Here is a 17,146-nt window from a genome sequence, read left to right as displayed (position 1 = left end):
AAACCCCACTGCTCAGGGTTATCGGCAGTTAGCCTGTGGATTGTAGAGTATAGACAGCATTATTTGACGTGTTTATAGCGTCGTGAATCAGTCATCAGGTGGGCATCCTGTTCGCCATGACAGCCAAGCGCTCCGACACACCCTCAGTAGTTCGTCCGGCCCCGATCTCGGTGGCCCTGGGCAAACGCATCAAGCAGTGCCGGCATGCTGCCGATAAGTCGCAGGAAACGTTGGCGTTTGAGGCGCACGTCGACCGGACCTACATTTCTTCCATCGAGCGCGGCGTTGCCAACCCATCGGTCGAGACGCTGGCGAGCATTTGTTACTGCCTTGGTGTGACGCTCTCCGAGTTGTTCGCGCCGTTGGACGGTGTATCGCTCAAGCCAACAGGCCAACGGCGTGCCAACGCAGCCACGCCACCCGAAATCAAGCGCAGCCGGTTGCGGTAGCTACGGTGGGTTCAGCCGGATCGATACGGCACCTTCCAGCGTCACAGCTTGTGTTGCCGCCGCCATCGCCAGTAGCGGTTTGCGTTTGCCAAACTTCAGCCTAGCATTGAAGGCGGCCAACCCTGGTTCGGACTCGGCTGGATCAAGCAGCAGCAAGGTGTGTGGCGTAAAACGACGATTGCGTTGGCGTCCCTCGATGCCCACAGCCAGCGCGGCATGCGCATGTCGTCTGGTGTGCCAGCCAACGATCACCGGCCAGCCCTTGGACAGCTCCCGAACACAGAAGCGCAGCACGGTCGCCGGATTGCCCTCGATGGAGACTGGCCGGGCACCGCAGTTCAGTTCCCAGATAAAGGCTTCCAGTTCCGATAATGTCAGGCCGTGCAGGTAGTGCGGCCAGGCGCGATCCCAGAAGTGGCTTTCGGGTCCGCTTGCATGCCGTCGAATCTGGACCGGATCGGACAGCTTGCCGAGCAGCGCGAGCGCCATGGCGACACAGTGCAACGGACTGCCACCGTCCCAATCGCCTTGTCGGCTGAAGAGTGGCTTGCCGGAATCCGCCACCGTCAACCGCTGCCCGGAACTCATGGCCGGGTGCAGTTTCTGGACCAAGGCGTCCATCAGTAGTCCTCCGGCAGCAGGACGGTCGTCACCGAGCGGTCCCATTCGGTGATGATCCACACCTTCTGTCCATTCCCCAGCAAGTAGCTGGACAACACGCGCTGGCCGGTGATAGCTGCGAGGTCGTTCAGTGCGAGGTCCTCGGCTGAAAGATCGCCCCAGTCGCCTCTGGCGTGGCGGTTCAGCAGTTTGAAAACCGACACGCCAGCCGTGGCCAGTGCGGCAACGGCGGCAGGCGTCGCCACCAGTTGCCCAAGCGGCAAGCGCGGCTGGGACAATGCGGGTACGGATGGTTCTGTCATGGAGTGCTCCTGAAAATGGACGAGCGCCGGCCTCCAGCGGAGCCGGACGCAGGGTCGTCGGGATTGCGGAAATGGAAAGAAGAGAAGGTCGGGCGCGAAGCCCGGCTTTATGCCTGCAATGCCGTCAAGTTAAGGGCACAAAAAAAGGCCGCTCCGATTTACCGGAGCGACCTTTTTGCTTGTTTCTGGCTCTGCGCTGAACTGAACCGCGTTCGGCCCGAGTGCCGGTTTTATGCTGCCTGTGGCAGCGTGCAACGATCAGCCAGCAGCCAGATTGCCGTTTTCCACGTGCACGCGGTCACCCACTTGGAAGCCCGGTGCAGCCTTATACGCGAAGGTACGGGTGGCGCCGTTGTCCATGCGTACGCTGACGTTGTAGGACGTGTCGCGGTGGTAGTAATTCTCGGCTTCGTGGCCTGCATACCCGCCACCCACCGCACCAGCGACGGTTGCCAGCGTGCGGCCATTGCCCTTGCCGACCTGGTTGCCCAGAAGGCCACCCACCACAGCGCCTCCAATCATGCCCAGACCGGTTTCGTTGCCTTGCTGCGTGGCGATCGGCGTGATAGCGGTGACCTGACCAGCATACGGGTTGGCAGCAGGGCTCGGCTGCGCATAGTCGGCGTTCGACGACGGGTTATGTTCCGCATACGACGGGGCCGGATGATGCACCGTGTGGTGTACCGCACTCGGCTGTGTCGGATAGGTCGGGGCCGATTGATTCGGCACTGCCGTCTGGCCGGGTGCAGCCAGCGCCAGCGGTGCGGAGGCCGGTTGCGCGGCGACGGTCGGGTTGGTGCTGCCCTGCATAGCCTTCGAGGTGGGCAGCACGCCAGTCATGGCAGCCACACCCGTCACGCTCGCGATGATCACCGCGACGGCAGCAGCAGCCATCAGCGGATGCATGCTGCGCGACTGTGGCATTTGGCTCGTCGACGTGCCGGCGTAGTGTTGACCTTGGACGTTCGGTTGCTCGTTGTTCATCTTCGTTCTCCCGTGACCAGCGCATGTGGTCTGTTGATGGAGAAAGTTTGGTCGATCGACCGATTCGATACCGTTTTAAATTGTGAGAATCTGTAGTGCCTAATTCCCTCTACAAATCAATGGGTTGAGCGCCTTCGGTGCGAAGCCCCGAACCCTGACGATGTTACAAATGGTGGGATCGGTGCGCGGTTTTCGTCTGCGCTACACACAAGAAACGCCGTTCTTCGCGGATCTTCCGGGGAGCATCCAAGAGCCGACCCACGAGCCGAGTTCGGCCAGAACACGACATTCGGCCCCACCTTTTATTTTCTGCCGTGATCATGCACAGTTGACTCGAAGCGACGACCGCTGCTAGCACGCGGCGTCCGAGGAGACGCAAGACGCCTGAACAAAAAGGGATAAGGAATGCCAGCGCCATGCTATTTGTGCGGTAAGCCGTTTAATGACTCAACGGTGCGTCAACACGGTGAGCACGTTATTCAGAACTCTATCGGTGGAGCGTTGATTTCGCCCGCCATTTTGTGCGAGAAATGTGGCGCGAACCTCGGCGAGGCTGTGGACAAGCAGTTCGCACTTGCACTTTCCCCCCTGACTGTTCTGCTTCAACCTCCACGTGACCGGGGTGACCACTCGCGGACTGAAGCCCGACTGGTGCCTAACACGGCAGACGCTGGGCCTCTAGAGCAGCAACTGTTCATGCTCCAGAACGATTTCTCAGTGGTGCCAAAGCGGCCCCTCTTCCTCAAGAGCGATTCCAGGAAAACCGTAACGGTTCTGGCGGCGACGCTGAAGCAGGCCGAGCAATACGCGAAATCCGATACCGTGAAGTCAGAGTTGTTGGACGGCTACAGCTTGGAGCTGAGCACCAACGCTGCGATCTATGCGGAGAGCCTGCTCGTCACAGCTAGTCCCAACTCCATCCCGGTCCTTCGCGGAGTGCTCAAGATCGCCATTGGTTACGCCAGCCACAACGGGATCGCACGAGAGATTTTCGAGCATCTCCTAGCCAAGGACGATCTGACCAACTCGGAGTCACTCCTGCGGGCAAGCGTGTTTTCCTATTACCCAACGGACGACGTCGAACGCCTCTACGAGACAGAGAAACATATCCACGAAGGCTCATACCCTACCCATCATCTGTATCTATTTAGTCAGGGTTCCAACTTGTACTGCTACGTGGAGCTGTTTGGGACCATTCAAAAGTACGTTCTCCTAAGCAAGGCATATAGCGGACCAGCGCTAACCCGCAAGTTTGTGCAGAAAGCCGAGAAGTGGGAATTCGACGAACACACATTCACGGCCGGAGATCCAAAGGATCTCCACATACTTGCCGGCCAGTTCGGTGTCGAGATGGCCAACCGCTCTTGGGATGAGATTCAGACTGACGTATTGAATCGCGCTAGAGCTCGCGCGTACTCGCTAGAGCCGGATGAAACCGTCGAACAAGCAAAAAGCCTTGTACTGCTGCTAGCGGAGTACTCTCTTCTGAAGAACGCTGAGCGGTTCGAAACTGTGCGCTCCATGTTCTGCAAGGCAGACATCGCCAAAAATCAGCTTGGCTTGACGTTACTAGACGATCTCAAGGCAGATCCGATGATTACCCTGAAGCTCATTCAGCGCACGTTCGAAGAGTTCCGGATGGGGGACATCGAGTCCAGCCGGCCAGATCAAGTTCGACAAGTCCCTCAGGCAGACCTCGAAAAGTACACGGCATACAAGTTCTACGAGCTGCTTCGTGCCAAGGGACGAGAGTCATCGCTGCAATACCGGCTTATTTGAAGATGGACCATACAAGATGCCCCGAAGAGCATCATGCCGGGGGACCCCGATCGGTACAGCGGAGTTGGGCATGTCAGGTCTGTCGAGCGAAGTGGGCATGGAGCTTTTCCTTGATTTCGCGAGCCACGCCCTGCCAGGCTTCGGCGCCGATCAGTGGGTTGCCCTCAAATGCGCTACGCAGTTCCTCGATCGGTGTGTTGGCGATCTTGTCGGACCACTTGGAAAGCGCATCGATCACGAACATTTGTGCCAGCGGTCCGAAGCGCGAGAAGTCCATCAGCTCGCGGGCGAATTCAATATTGGTTTTGGGTTTCGGCATGGCCTTGTCCCCTCGTTGGGTAGATTAAAGAGAGCCGGGGCCGAAGCCCCGGCATATGGCGTCAGGACGAGTCGAGTGCGGCGAGTTGGCGGCGCAGTGTTGCCGCACGGGCCTGTGAGACGCCCAGGAAACGCCGGATGTCGGCAACGGTCGGGCGGACCTGTCCGGCTGCAACAACCTGCGCGAGCTGCGTCACGTCAGGATCAGGCGGTTCACCTGTCGGAAACGGCGTGACTGGTTCGCTGACCGGTGCGTGACCCTCCGCTTCCGCTTCGTGACTCCGAGGCTCAGGTGCGTGACTGGCCGTGACTGGCGCATGATCGACCGTAACTGCTGCTACAGTTGTCGGAACGGTTGGGACTGGCGGCCGTGACCGCAGCGTGACCGTCCATAGCAGGCAGGCGACGCCTTCCAGCACCGCAGCGAAGGTGAGGCCCGACAGCAGATCGACCCGGGTAACGGTCGTACCCAGTAACGCGGCGAGCCGCGCCGTGACTGGATCGGCTACCAGGGCGTCACGCCGTTCCTCTGCCCGGTCATCCGCTGACTGCCGACGCCGGATCTCTCCGGCTTCAGCCTCCAGCGCATCGAGCTTGGCAGTCAGCGTGACTCGACGGGCTTCCAGCGTCGTACAGTTGCCAGTACAGCGCTGTGCGTTGGCCGCCGCCAGTCGCGCAGTCACGGCGGCGCGCTCTGCCATGACCGCCGTGAGACTGCGGCCAGTCGGTACGGCCTCGGTTACGGGAACCGCAGTGGCTTGCAGTTCCCCGGCATGCCGCTGGGCAAGGACGAAGAACGTCGCGTGCCCGTAGCACACCGTTAGCATGCAGGCGGCCCACAGCATGCCCGCAATGGCACGCACCCGGTACGGCGAATCCCGCACCAGAGCCGGCAGCAGGTGGGCGCTCGCCACCAGCACGACGCCGATCGCCACCCACACCAGCCGTTCCGGTAGCGATCCGCCTCGCTGCCAGCCGGCCAACACTGACAAGCAGATCGCCGTGGCCGTTGCCGCGATCGACAGCACCCAGCAGGACAGCCGGATCATGCAGCGGTCCCGCCCAAGAGAGCAGCCCTGCGGTCCAGCTTGTCGCGCAGGGTCGGCGGCTTGGGCTCTCCTGTTGCCCCTGTTTCACCAGACTCGGTGTTGCCAGCCGTCGGCTCGGGAAAGAACTCTTCGGCGACGGCTGCGGCTTCCTCCGGGCTGTCCTCGAATGCGCCGTTGGCAAAGCCCGCCTTGGCCGCAGCATCCAAGGCCGTTTGATCGAACCCGCTGGCCTTGCGACGCGCATCCAACTCGCGCGCCTCTGTGATCGTGGCTTCCAGCGTCGTTCCCGCCCGAACACTCAGATCGACGTAGTAGATCGCAGCACGGTAGCTCTGCGTGGTGGACTTACCCCGCAGCCTCAATTCCAGCGCCAGGCAGGCCAGCAGGTTGCCGGACACGGCGCTGAAGTAGTGCAGTCGTGCAGCCAGCGTACGGACGGAGTTCCATGACGTGGTGCGGAAGATGAACGAGCCCATCTCGTCCTCGTCCCCCACACTGACATTGAGCCGCCCGTACGGCTTGCATCCGCCAGGACCGCCGAACTGACAACCGTCCGGCGACGGACAGGGAAGGATCGCAATCCCGCCTTCCTCGACACGCTTGCAGCGCTCGCCGTTGCCGACACAAACGGGCCGGCCGGTCTCCCGATCGAACAATGTGTATTCGGCACGCAGGTTTAGGTCGGGATCATTGAACAGCAGCCGAATGGGGATCGATCGCAGCTTGCCCGGGGTGGCTTTGCGCAGTGACTCATTCAGTGGATGCAATACCCATTCCCCGCGTTGTTGCACCTGGGTAGTTAACGTGAACTGGTCGTCCTTCTCCGGCAGACGCCGGCCGTTCTTCTCGACCACGCGGCCAATAGAGATCCGCCCGATGACGGGCGGCGTGATGGCGAGTCCTTTGAGCATTGGGTGACTCCGATTCAGGGATAGATGAGAAAGCGGCGCGAGCCGGCTTTCGGGATGGCGTACTGCTGGGCAAGCTCTGGGTGGTCAGCCAGCAACCGATCCAAGTCAGTGCTGGTGCCATCCTTGCTGCGCTTGAAGGTGACTTCACCGGTATCGAACAGCGCCCGTGAGGCGTCGCCCATGGCGTACTGGATGGTCTGTTTGAGCTTGGCCGCCGCTACTTCCAGTGTTTCGATCTGCTCGCGCACGGCGATTAGGTCGGCAAACACCCCGGACAACTGGCGGTCGTCCGAGTAATCCACCGTACCTCCGCTGTCTCGCGGATACAGGCAGCGCAGCGCCCGGTCAGCGGATTCGGAGCCGTCTCCCGGTGGAGGCGTGTCGGTCTCGACGTAGTGCCAGAACTGCGCTTCCAGTGGGATCAGCCGCGCGATCAACTCGTCGTCACGCTCGATGCGGTACACGGCCAACTGCTGGCCGCAGAGCAGCACAGCCACATCCGCAGCACGCTTGCCGGTGACCGCTAGCTGGTGCTGCACCTGTAGCTGCACGTATTCCGGTACGCCGTCCTGCCAGTGACGGGCGCCGAACTCGCCCGCCGTCTTGCACTCCAGGATGTGCACGTCGGGCACGCCGACGACTTCACGGTCCAGGTTGGCGAGCATGAAAGGGATGGTCGGGTGCCGCAGCACGGCATTGACCTTGCGCACACGGCGCCCGGTTTGTTGTGTGTACGCGGCTGCCACAATGGGTTCTAGCAGCGTGCCCCAGTAGATCGGCTCGGTGGTGTCGTTGGGATCAGGCTTGGGCAGATCGGCATCGCGGCCGGTCTTCTCCAGCCACAGTTCCAATTGGCTCTTGTAGGGGTTCAAGCCGACCGCAGCAGCGGCGTCCGATCCGCCGATGCCGGTGCGGCGGACTTCCAGCCAATCGGCGCGGGACAGCTCGGTTGTCTTGACCAGCTTCAATGCGGCGCGCCGGGGTCCGGGCCGGATGGGTTCAATGGCACTCATGGAACCTCCAGAAAGAAAAACGGCCCGGTGAGCGAACTCGACCGGGCCCGTAGTTTGAGAGAGGGAAGAGGGACAGCTACACCACAAGCCGGAGCGCTTCGTCCCATGCACGTTGTTTCAGAACGGCGCCAGCCCCGAACCAGGCCGCATCGCGGCGGTGGTCGTCGCTGCGTGCACGGCGATGGTGATCGACGTACTCCGTAATCGCGTTCAAAGCACCCCAGGCGGTGGAAGAGGCAGAAATGAGCTGTGCACCCTTGCCGCGTCCGGCAAAAAGCTCGCCGACTACTTTGATCGCCCGTTCATTGACCGCAAGCGTTGCCTGATCAGCCGGATTGGTAGCGGGGTAGGTCAGTACACGCCGGAAGAATGCTTCCGCAGCGGAATCGCTAACCTTGCGTTCAGCCAGTGCTTTCGTGCGCGCCATAAAAGCATCCCAGGATGAAACGGCGATACCCAATTGACGTTTGACGGCATCCGCATCGAATTGGCTGCGATGGGAGACTTTGACAGCGCCGGAGGTGTCTCCCAGGGCGATCTGCAATGAATTCGCGCAAACCACCCGTACAGAGGTGAACTGGGCTGTCGTTGCCAACGTTCCGTCGCAGGCAGTGGCGAGCAACAAATACCCCTTGATAGTGTCCTTACCTTTAAGTGCGCCGGAGTGGCCGGTCTTGGCGAGTGCCCAAATTTTTCGCCCGCCGGCTAGCGCACCTGCAGTCTCCAGTTCGAAGCCGCCGACTTCTGTCAAATCTCTGTAGAAGTCCAAGACCTCCAACGGCTGCACTACGCGAAAGCGCGAAGAAACTACGGAAAGCGGCGCTTTGGTGTCGGACCTGTAAAGCACCTTCTGATCGGGGAAGGCATGAATGGCCCCGATACTGGAACCGGCGTTGCCCGACACAAAGCGGACCTCAGAGGACTCGATGGTCCAGTCCAGGCCCGCACGCTGTCGCCAGACTTCGATTGGTTGGTTGGGCGCGAGTTTGTTACCCAGCCCGTGCCAGGGCTGTTGACCGGCGTAGGCCATGGAGGAAACGAGATGCATGATGGAATCCTTGTCGACGAATCGATCCGGCATAAAGCCCGGCCACGGCCAGGCGGTTGCGGATCGTTTGGAAATTGGGAAAACAAAGAAGGCGCCGGACAATGCCCGGCTCATTCCTGATTGACGCTGAATGTGGAGCCGCATGAGCGGCACAGGTGGTTCTCCAGCACGTTGTCATCGATGGCGGCGCCAACAGCGGAGCCCGCTGCGCATCCGGCAGCGCTGCCGACCAGTCCGGCGATCACCGCACCGGCCAAGCCGCCGAAGATCGAGCCGATAGGGCCGCCAACAGCGCCAACAGTCGCGCCCACCTCCGCACCCGACATTGCCATCGCGATGCCACTCGTCGCGCCCGCGACGCTGCCAATCGTGCTGCCCGCCTTGCGGGCGATATTGAGCGTCTCGATGCGGTACGACTGGCAATGCGGACAGCAGACGTGCGAGTCGTTGCCGGAAATGTCTGAAGCGGGTGGCGAAGGTGTTGGTGTGGTGACCTGTTGCGATGCTTCCCACAGATCTTGGCCGTCGTGCTGATCGCGGATGAGACGCGGGGCATCGAGTGATGTAACGCTGTGTGGGTGATGAAAGGCGCGACCGGCTTGCCCCATGGAACGGGCGTGGTGCATGGCGCGTGTGGTGTGCTCTGGATACGGAGCCAACGATTCCCACTCATCGCCGTACGGATCGAATGAACTGGGATCAGACCGCCACGCGGTTTCAGGCGGGCGGATTGGGTTCTGTCGCGGCTTGTCTTTGCGAAACCTCCACCAGTACACACCCAGTGCAAGGAGGATGACAGCGATAGCGATCAGACAGACCACGAGCGTGGTCGAAAGAGTGAAATTCACGGGATCTCCCGAGCGGTACGCCCGTGCGGGATTGCACGAACGGAGCTGGGCTCTAGCCAGCTCGGGAGGGTGATATGTAATTCAGAAAAAATAGGATAGTTGGCTTCGATGTCCCGAGGCAGGTTGCGCGCCCGCCGTACTAAGCGTCGGCGGCTTGCGGGGAGTACGTTGCATATGCCGCTACGCTGCGGGAAGGATGGCTAGTCCCGGTTCAGTTGGCGGGCGAGTTGATCTGTCTGCTTTCAGTTTGCAACGCTGTCTTGATACTCTCTGTTGCCGTGTTCCGGCGAAAGAGCCGCTTAGCCATCGATATCTGCGTGCGCAAATGTGGGCAAAAGTCTTCCCCCTTTCCGAGTTTTTCCGATTTCAGGAAAGCGTTCAGGTCCTGCATCTTCAGAAACTCGGGCTCCAAGAACAAGCAATCCTCGTTGCCGACCGTGAGGTAGTCGTCGATCAGTTCAACTGCAGCATCCCCCACATGCTGAAGTAGGTCGGCGTCGTGTAGCTTGGCAATTGCAACGCAAATCGCCGGGTGCGAATAGTCGAGCTGATTGTTGAGCAGGAAGTCCCGTACAAGATCTACTGCAACCATGATGAAGAGATACCGCGTCTGTCCCCGCGTCTGCTTCTTCGCGCCTCGGCCAAAACTGTAGCCGTCGGCAAGCTTTTGCATTCGGAACGCTGCGTACAACGCATCCACCCCAAACTGACCATCGCTGGTGATGCGGTTGAAGAGCGTGCCGCCAGGTGCGAACGGCGGATTCTTCGCGTAGGCAATACCGGGTTCCGTCAACCATCCCGCAGCGTAGGCCTTCAGCAGGTCAAACGCATAGGCGGCCTCTTCATAGTGAGGTAGAGCAAGCGGGTTCTGTCGTTGGTAGGCGCGCCGAGCTTCCCAGGCCCCGCGTTGGATCTCGAGGAAGATGCCATACTTCGAATTAAACGCCGGCGCCCAAGCACGGAAGTCCTTCTCCAGGGCAATGAAGTCTTTCTCGCCCACGGCATTCTGCGAATTCGTGTAGCGCGTCGTCTCTGTCAGAAGCTCTTCACCTTCTGATCCGACGACGACAATCTTTGTAATAACTACGGCCGCCTCAAGCCTCTCAAGCCATTGCCTGTAGGCGTCAGTCGGAGCTGAGCCACCTGCGTTGAGTCGACGTTGCAACACGGACCAGATGGATCTCGTCGTTTGGCAACCGTTGACGATGAACGGATTGGTGAGTTCGACCTCATCAAGGCCTACACGCTCGACAGCCTCCGCGACGATGGTGATGCCGTTGTTGTAGAGCCCAAACCGTTCAGGATGTGCCTCAAGAGTTTGTTCGATGCCCCTATTGACCTTCCGTTTGTTGCCGAGGAACTTTCGGACGTTCTTTTCGTATAGAAGATCAAGGTCACCAGATTCGGCCTTGTAGGCTTGCATGAACTTGAAGATCTCGGTGAGGCGAGTTGCGCCAACGAGAAGGATGCTCCCTGAACTCGCCACAACCGTTTTGAGGTTGACCCGTATCGTGGATACGCCAAAGGCATCCTCTTCAGCGACTTTGTTGTAGATGGTTTCGATCGATACAGAGTCCACGTCAAAGCACTCGCCAAACTTAGCGCGGCCGAGCGTTTTGATGTTATTGAGGTATTCCAGTTCCTCGTTGGTCAGCCGCTTTGTTGTCGCAAGTACGTACTCAAGACGGTCTTGGGCGCCACGATTCTGGAGGAAGGTTCGCAGTCGCTCTACCAATTCGGCGGATAGCGATGAAAGCTTTTCGCGCTTGCCCTCCAGGGTTGCGAATACCTTCTGCGCTTCTGCGCTGATTGTCCCTGCACCGTTGAAAGCCGTGCCGTATTTGCTTTGAACCAGCAGCCACGTGTCGCCTTCGATTCCCTCATCCGGATCGCGGGGTACGAAAACAGCAGCGTCTATGCCGCCGTCTCCCGCGCCATCACAAAGAATGATCTCAGACGTGGCCGAGTCGATCTCGTGCCAGTCCCGGAGTATTTTTTCCGCAAAGCGATGCCCCAACTGCGTTGTCGAAGGCTCGCCTGCAACCACTTCCTCTAGCCACTGCCCCTCAAACTCATTGAGCGTGATCACCGCAATTCTCCCCTGTGTTGGAATTCCCTATGTTTGCTTGTGGCGCCTGTCACTGAACGCAGCAACCTACGAATCAGCCAGCCTCCGGAGCCGGCTCAGTGGTTTGGGCGGCATCGTTGACTATTTCGCTAGTGATAAAGATCTTTCGGGCGACATTGCCGATGGTATTGGTGACGGTCGCGTCGAATGCTCCCCCCACCACGCCGCCAACGAACGGCACCATCTTCGTCAGGTTGATCAGACCAGTGGAACCGGCCTTGGTGACGAGCCGAAACCCGATGGCTTGATTGATCTTCTTGATGACGCTACCGCTGATCTTGCTGATCGCGATCCGAGCAAGCTTGCCGCTGAGTTGAATACCGAAGTCGCGCAGGATTTCCATGGCGGCGTCTCCCGCCAAGCACGACAGTACGAGAGTTCGCACCTTGTCGCTCTTGATATCGTGCCCGCCCATATGAGCGATCGCAGCGACCATGCGAATCTGCACGAACAGTACGGAAGCGAGATTGGCCGGGATGGCGACCGGCAGTGTGACTAGCCCACCGAGACCGGTCACAAAGCCCGCTGCGCCGGCTTTGGTGTTCTGCCAACGGATCAACGAATTTACTTTGTCGACCAACGTACCCTCATGCCTCAGATACTCGTGGGCCATCTCGAAGGACGAGTCTGTGCCGGGAACACCAGTGAGCGCCTTGTCGTAGGCCCATTCCAGCACTTCGATGATCCTTTCCTGTGTGACGAGTGAACTCATGGATTTCCTTTGAGCAAAGCGGAGAGGGTGATGGGCGCATCCGCTTAGGACGGTTGTCTCATCATCGCCGTCAGGCGAAGTGCGGCTTTTCCGGCTCCCTCAGCATTCATGGCGCGTTCCACCACTCTCGGATATCTGCAGTTGAGTCATGAGGGACGAGGATGACTTAAGCCAATATCGGCAGCGTATGAAATTTCTTTGAGGTGGCTGCCATAACCCTGTCGGAGACGCATGCCCACATTAATAAATCATAACCGTGATGGTGGGCTGCTCCCGCTAGCATGCCTAGTCCGGGGAAGGGGTCGCGGTATTTTTGCTTAACGCAGATATAAATAACCCGCAACGAGAATCATCCTCTAGAGGGACGTGTGCGGCGCCGCAATCCTCTAATATCCCCGCCGCAAAACTTCTGGTTTGGCCAACGGCCTTGGCCCGACACTCGACATCGTTGGGGGGAAACGTGGTCTTCGAGCCCGAACAATCGAACCTTAGGTATTGCCGTCTGTGCGCAACACAGATGGCTGCGCGGACTGGCGCATTGCCCCGCGCTCATGTGTCCGCAATGCCCCGATAACGCCAAAGCTCCACAGCGATGTACTTGCCAGAATCTGCTTTGTCGGCGCTATCAGGCCTGCTCGGTCAGCATACGCGCCAGATTACTATCGAGACCGCACTGACCACGGACAACCTAGTCGTGGAGCGCTTCACCGCAAAAGAGGCAGTGTCTGCGCCGTTTGCTTTGCATATCGACTGCCCGAGCCCGTCCGCTCATCTCGATACCGCCAAGCTGGCGACCGAGGAAATCACGCTGCGGCTGATGCTGCCTGACGGCAGCCGCCGTGCATGGCACGGCTATGTGGTGGCTTGCGCCGCGCTCGGAGGCGATGGTGGTCTCGCGCGCTATCGGCTGACAGTCGGCTCGTGGTTTGACCGCTTGCGCACCCGTAGCGATTGCTTCGTATTCCAGGACAAGACAGCCCTGGAAATTATCGAAGATGTATTGGCCGACTATCCGTTGGCGCACTATCGCCTAGCCGTGAGCCAGCCGTGCGCCAAGCGTTCTTCCTGCTCACAGTACCGCGAAACCGATTTCGCTTTCATCGAACGGCTGCTCGCGGAGGAAGGACTCTCCTACCGGTTCGAGCATCAGCAAGGCGACTCCCAGTCCGGGGACGGCAAGACTGCGCAATCGCGACACTGCTTGGTCATTTTCGACAACGATGCCGAGCGGCCGGCCTGCGCACAGCCCGAGATCCGTTTCCACCGCGTGGACGCCACCGAGCAGGAAGACGCTATTGAGCGCTTCTCGCAAACGCATACCGTCGGCACCAACGCCGTCACGGTTGCTTCGTGGGATTACAAGGCACTGGCCGCCACCTCCGCCCAGGCGACCGCCAGCGACCCAGACGGCGAACTACCGACGCTGGAGCGCTTCGAGGCATCCGGCCCTTATCAATTCAAGAATGCGCAAGGCGCCGACCGAGCAGCACGTTTGCGCATGCAGGCTCACGAGGGTGGCTATTTGCGCTACCAGGGCCAAGGCAGCGTACGCCAGTTAGGCGCTGGTGAGCGTTTCACGCTCACACAGCACTTCGACAGTCGCCACAGCTCATTCGTCACACTGCAGATTGAACACGAAGCCGCGAACAACCTCGGCACCGAACTTGCCCACTTGCTGGGCACTACGGAAATCGAGTCCGGCAGCTACCGCAATCGTTTTGTTGCCGTGCCGGCCGATGCACCGATCGTGCCGCAGTATCGCCGCCGTCCCACTGCGCCTGAGGGGCAAGCTGCCGTGGTGATTGCCGATGACGGCGCACCGCTCACGACGGACCGCGATCACCGTGTGCGTGTCCGCTTTCCGTGGCTGCGTGCGCCCGATGCCAGTTCTTTCCGCGATCCGGACAGCGCTGACCGCAGCCAGGTGACTGCCTGGGTGCGCGTAGCGACCTCCAGCGCTGGCCCGAATTGGGGTGCCAACCACTTGCCGCGTGCAGGAACGCAGGTATTGCTTACCTTCATCGACGGGGATATAGACAGGCCGTTGGCAGCCATGCAGCTCCACAGCGAGCAGGATGCCTTGCCTTGGCCTGCTGCTGATGCGCCGCTCGGCCAAGCGCTTTCTGGCTGGCACTCGCAGGGGCTGGGCGGCGACGGCTACAATCAGTGGGTGGTCGACGATCATCCAGGCCAGTTGCGCACGCGGCTTGCCAGCTCTACGGCCAATAGCCAACTCAGTTTAGGCTACGTGATGTCGCACGGCGCCATCGGTGGCGATCGTGGCAGTTGGCGGGGCACCGGGGCGGAGTTGCGTACCGATGCATGGGCCGTGGTGCGTGCAGGCGGCGGGCTATTGCTCTCGACAACGGCACGGCCTCAAGCGGCTGGTACGGTGCTCGACGCACACGAGGCGCGCGGCCAGCTCTCGGCAGCGCAGAAGACTGCACAGCGCCTCTCCGATGCGGCCACCAGCCAGCAGGCGCTGCCGTTGGCAGCCAACGAAGCGTTTGACCCGCTCACCCAGGCGCTGGACCCGGCGCAGGACGGCCACTATGACGGCAACGTCAACGGACAAGACGCCATCCAGCCGAACCAAGCTCCGGTGGATCGTTTCGGTCAACCTTTATTGGTAGCGGAGTCGCCCACGAGCATTGCGCTGGCTTCACAGGCCACCACGACCGTCTACGCGGGCCGACATCTGCATGGCACGGCGCAGGCGGACTGGCATCTCGCTGCCGGCAACGTCATTGCTGCGGCTGCTGCCAAGGGCGTGAGCCTATTCGCGCAGCGTAACGGCATCCGTGCGATCGCAGAAGGCGGTCCGGTGTCGATTCAGGCCCATACCGATGCATTGGCGGTGTTGGCGGACAAGGCCGTCACCGTCACGTCGTCGGCAGATTCCGTTGAAATCCTGGCGCAGAAGAACATCGTGTTGCACGGCGGGGATTCGATGATCCGGCTGGAAGGCAATGCCATCACGTTTGAGACGTCAGGACTGTTGTCGGTGAAGGGAGCCGGACACCCATTGGTCGGACCGGGAGGGCAAGCGGCTGAGTTGTCCCCGTTGCCATTGGGAGTGGTCGATCTGCACAACAAGCTTGAGCTGAATCTAACGGACGACAACCTGAAGCCCGTGCCGAATGCGGCGTACAAGGTGCTGCTCCAGGACGGTACCGTTATCAGCGGGAAGTTGGACGGTAACGGTCACGCAGTGCTGCACGATGTGCCGAACACCGGCAAGGTGTTTTTCGGCGAAGACCCACGCCCATTTACGCCGCAGCCCCTGCCGGCAGCGCAAGAGCTGCACATGGATGACGTGCTAGAGGAGCTAAAAAACGGTGGGCATCAGGTCGCAGATGGTGACAACCTCGAATCGCTATTCAAATTGTTTGCTGGAAGGCCTGACCTGAAATGAGCGACGCGCAAGACACTACTCTCCCGCTCACAGCTGAGCAGCAAGCCGCCCTGGAAGACGCTGTCGAGCAGATCGGTACGGCCATTGCCACCAATGCGTTTCCGCTTTTTTATGTGGCGCAAAACGTCTACGACACTGTCGAGAGTATTTGGACGGTGTGGTCAGTGCGTGAAAGTCAGGATCAACTGGCAAAGCTGGAAGCAGGTTTCGATCTGGTCTTCGCCGTGGTTGGCTGGGTGCCCATGGTTGGTGCCGGCGTTAAACGCACGTTTCGGCTTGTCAACCACAAGTCCGAGGTCTATGGGCCTGTCCTGTACGACATCCTGCGTTACGTGCTGACGAAGCTGAACATCCCAACAAGTCCGGCCGAGCTAATTGACAAACTGTTCGAGGCTTCCCACGTTAAGTCCACGCTTGATAGCGCACGCGAGCAGATCAAGAAATCCTGGGCCTATCGCCACATGTCGACAGGAATGCAGCTGTCCTTTGATCAAGCGATGGTGTGGGTCGAGGCCAACCTGCCGTACTGGACCGCGCAGTTCCTTGAACGCAAGCTTCTTCACTGGAGACGTAAGCAACCAAATTCCTCGGCGCAGGCTGTTCAGGAACGAACAAAAGAAACCGAGAAGCCCGCCAAGGTCGGCGAAGACGCGAAGCAGGGTCGCAATCGTGGGATCGCTACGCCGAAGCAGGGTACCGTGAACGCGAAGCTCTCCGTGTCGAAGGTGCTTGATACGAAGTACACGGGGTTGATCGCAGAACACATCGGCGCGTACTACTGCCTTGAGGAGATGAAATGGGGCACCGGCTGGCGATCCCACGATAAAGGCGAGTTGGGCACTTGGCAGAAAGAGCCAAGTGAGACAGTGCTGGGCCGACTCGACAGTCATGGCAAGCTCGAACAACTGTTGACGGAGACGGAGAAAGGACACGGTATTGATGCCGTGTGGCGGGCTAATCCCGCCAATAACCAACTACGTCCGTACGCAATCGTTGAGATCAAGGGATCGCTTGTCGACAAGGAGCTGAAGACGCCGGGCCGCCAGAAGGAGGTGTCCGGGAAACTGGGCACCATCAAAGCCACTGCCGAAGAGGCAGCTCTGGATGCCGGCAAGGTGGCTGCGGGGCAAGCGGGCTTAGTACCGCCGCCACCATCGGGTGACAGGCTACTGGAACCTCCCGTCGACGACCAATTGCAAACCTCGCCGGTGGGCGGCTCCGGGAAGGGTGGCGGAGGTGGAAAACCTTCTGGGAACTCTTCAAGCACACCCGGAAAGGGTGACAACGGCAGGCGGCAAAGGAGGGCTCAAAATAAGGCCGATGCTCCCGAGTCTCCCGGCACCGGCGACGTCAAAGTCGCGGAGAAACCAAGCGTGATTGTGCAGATGAGCCACAAGTGGATCACGCTAAACTTAAGCGGCGCCGTTGGACCCAAGTTGGAGCTGGCTATCAATAATGCAGGTTACGCCCGGCATCTCCGTAAGCACCCGGTGAACCCGTCTTGAAGGGGACCCGCGTAGCAAGGAGCATCGTGTCCATCTAGTTCTAGGTGGACACGTGGACACTATC

15 protein-coding genes and 1 pseudogene are annotated in these 17,146 nt (G+C 59.9%); 5 read left to right on the top strand and 11 right to left on the bottom strand.

Annotated features, from left to right (window positions below):
- The first annotated feature begins 104 nt into the window (after positions 1 to 104).
- Positions 105 to 449 (top strand): helix-turn-helix domain-containing protein, encoded by a 345-nt coding sequence (locus R2N03_RS20685; protein ID WP_238500849.1) that lies wholly within the window; start codon positions 105 to 107, stop codon positions 447 to 449.
- On the opposite strand, the gene R2N03_RS20680 is transcribed toward R2N03_RS20685, so the two are convergent.
- The 3 genes from R2N03_RS20680 to R2N03_RS20670 all read right to left on the bottom strand — a co-directional run bounded on the left by R2N03_RS20680 (position 450) and on the right by R2N03_RS20670 (position 2,356).
- Positions 450 to 1,070, bottom strand: a complete 621-nt coding sequence (locus R2N03_RS20680) for a hypothetical protein (RefSeq protein ID WP_238500803.1) — start codon at positions 1,068 to 1,070, stop codon at positions 450 to 452.
- Positions 1,070 to 1,372, bottom strand: coding sequence for a hypothetical protein (locus R2N03_RS20675; protein WP_238500805.1), 303 nt, complete (start codon positions 1,370 to 1,372; stop codon positions 1,070 to 1,072). Before R2N03_RS20675 ends, R2N03_RS20680 begins: the two co-directional genes overlap by 1 nt.
- Positions 1,373 to 1,630: 258 nt before the next feature.
- The gene (locus tag R2N03_RS20670; protein ID WP_238500807.1) at positions 1,631 to 2,356 is read right to left on the bottom strand and encodes a glycine zipper 2TM domain-containing protein; all 726 of its coding nucleotides are present in this window, start codon (positions 2,354 to 2,356) and stop codon (positions 1,631 to 1,633) included.
- A 405-nt stretch (positions 2,357 to 2,761) separates the two neighbouring features.
- On the opposite strand from R2N03_RS20670, the pseudogene R2N03_RS21060 reads away from it, so the two are divergent.
- Together R2N03_RS21060 and R2N03_RS20665 are read left to right on the top strand one after the other, a co-directional pair.
- Positions 2,762 to 2,917: pseudogene (locus R2N03_RS21060) on the top strand (HNH endonuclease); the annotation flags it as partial.
- A 135-nt stretch (positions 2,918 to 3,052) separates the two neighbouring features.
- Positions 3,053 to 4,135, top strand: coding sequence for a hypothetical protein (locus R2N03_RS20665; RefSeq protein ID WP_238500808.1), 1,083 nt, complete (start codon positions 3,053 to 3,055; stop codon positions 4,133 to 4,135).
- A 73-nt stretch (positions 4,136 to 4,208) separates the two neighbouring features.
- On the opposite strand, the gene R2N03_RS20660 is transcribed toward R2N03_RS20665, so the two are convergent.
- From R2N03_RS20660 to R2N03_RS20625, 8 genes are all read right to left on the bottom strand, one after another.
- Positions 4,209 to 4,454, bottom strand: a complete 246-nt coding sequence (locus R2N03_RS20660) for a hypothetical protein (RefSeq protein WP_238500809.1) — start codon at positions 4,452 to 4,454, stop codon at positions 4,209 to 4,211.
- 61 nt (positions 4,455 to 4,515) lie between these two features.
- On the bottom strand, positions 4,516 to 5,502 hold the full coding sequence (locus tag R2N03_RS20655; RefSeq protein ID WP_238500810.1) for a hypothetical protein: 987 nt from the start codon (positions 5,500 to 5,502) through the stop codon (positions 4,516 to 4,518).
- Positions 5,499 to 6,413, bottom strand: coding sequence for a recombination directionality factor (locus tag R2N03_RS20650; RefSeq protein ID WP_238500811.1), 915 nt, complete (start codon positions 6,411 to 6,413; stop codon positions 5,499 to 5,501). Before R2N03_RS20650 ends, R2N03_RS20655 begins: the two co-directional genes overlap by 4 nt.
- 14 nt (positions 6,414 to 6,427) lie before the next feature.
- The gene (locus R2N03_RS20645; RefSeq protein ID WP_238500812.1) at positions 6,428 to 7,426 is read right to left on the bottom strand and encodes a YqaJ viral recombinase family nuclease; all 999 of its coding nucleotides are present in this window, start codon (positions 7,424 to 7,426) and stop codon (positions 6,428 to 6,430) included.
- Between the two features lie 76 nt (positions 7,427 to 7,502).
- The gene (locus R2N03_RS20640; protein ID WP_238500850.1) at positions 7,503 to 8,474 is read right to left on the bottom strand and encodes a DUF932 domain-containing protein; all 972 of its coding nucleotides are present in this window, start codon (positions 8,472 to 8,474) and stop codon (positions 7,503 to 7,505) included.
- Between the two features lie 110 nt (positions 8,475 to 8,584).
- Positions 8,585 to 9,322: a hypothetical protein gene (locus R2N03_RS20635; protein WP_238500813.1), complete on the bottom strand. Its 738-nt coding sequence runs from the start codon at positions 9,320 to 9,322 to the stop codon at positions 8,585 to 8,587.
- Positions 9,323 to 9,533: 211 nt separating this feature from the next.
- A complete protein-coding gene (locus R2N03_RS20630; RefSeq protein WP_238500814.1) occupies positions 9,534 to 11,411 on the bottom strand; it encodes an AIPR family protein in 1,878 nt (625 codons plus the stop codon).
- A gap of 73 nt (positions 11,412 to 11,484) precedes the next feature.
- Positions 11,485 to 12,162: an EcsC family protein gene (locus R2N03_RS20625; protein ID WP_238500815.1), complete on the bottom strand. Its 678-nt coding sequence runs from the start codon at positions 12,160 to 12,162 to the stop codon at positions 11,485 to 11,487.
- A gap of 592 nt (positions 12,163 to 12,754) precedes the next feature.
- Here R2N03_RS20625 and R2N03_RS20620 point away from each other — a divergent pair.
- Complete coding sequence (locus R2N03_RS20620) at positions 12,755 to 15,577, top strand: type VI secretion system Vgr family protein (protein WP_316659740.1); 2,823 nt, start codon at positions 12,755 to 12,757, stop codon at positions 15,575 to 15,577.
- Complete coding sequence (locus tag R2N03_RS20615) at positions 15,574 to 17,082, top strand: hypothetical protein (protein WP_316659739.1); 1,509 nt, start codon at positions 15,574 to 15,576, stop codon at positions 17,080 to 17,082. Before R2N03_RS20620 ends, R2N03_RS20615 begins: the two co-directional genes overlap by 4 nt.
- Positions 17,083 to 17,146: the final 64 nt, after the last annotated feature.

The organism is Ralstonia condita (assembly GCF_958405655.1).
Classification (GTDB): Bacteria; Pseudomonadota; Gammaproteobacteria; order Burkholderiales; family Burkholderiaceae; genus Ralstonia; species Ralstonia condita.
The sequence above is the reverse complement of the archived record's forward strand: the minus strand, read 5'-3'. Positions and strand labels throughout refer to the sequence as shown.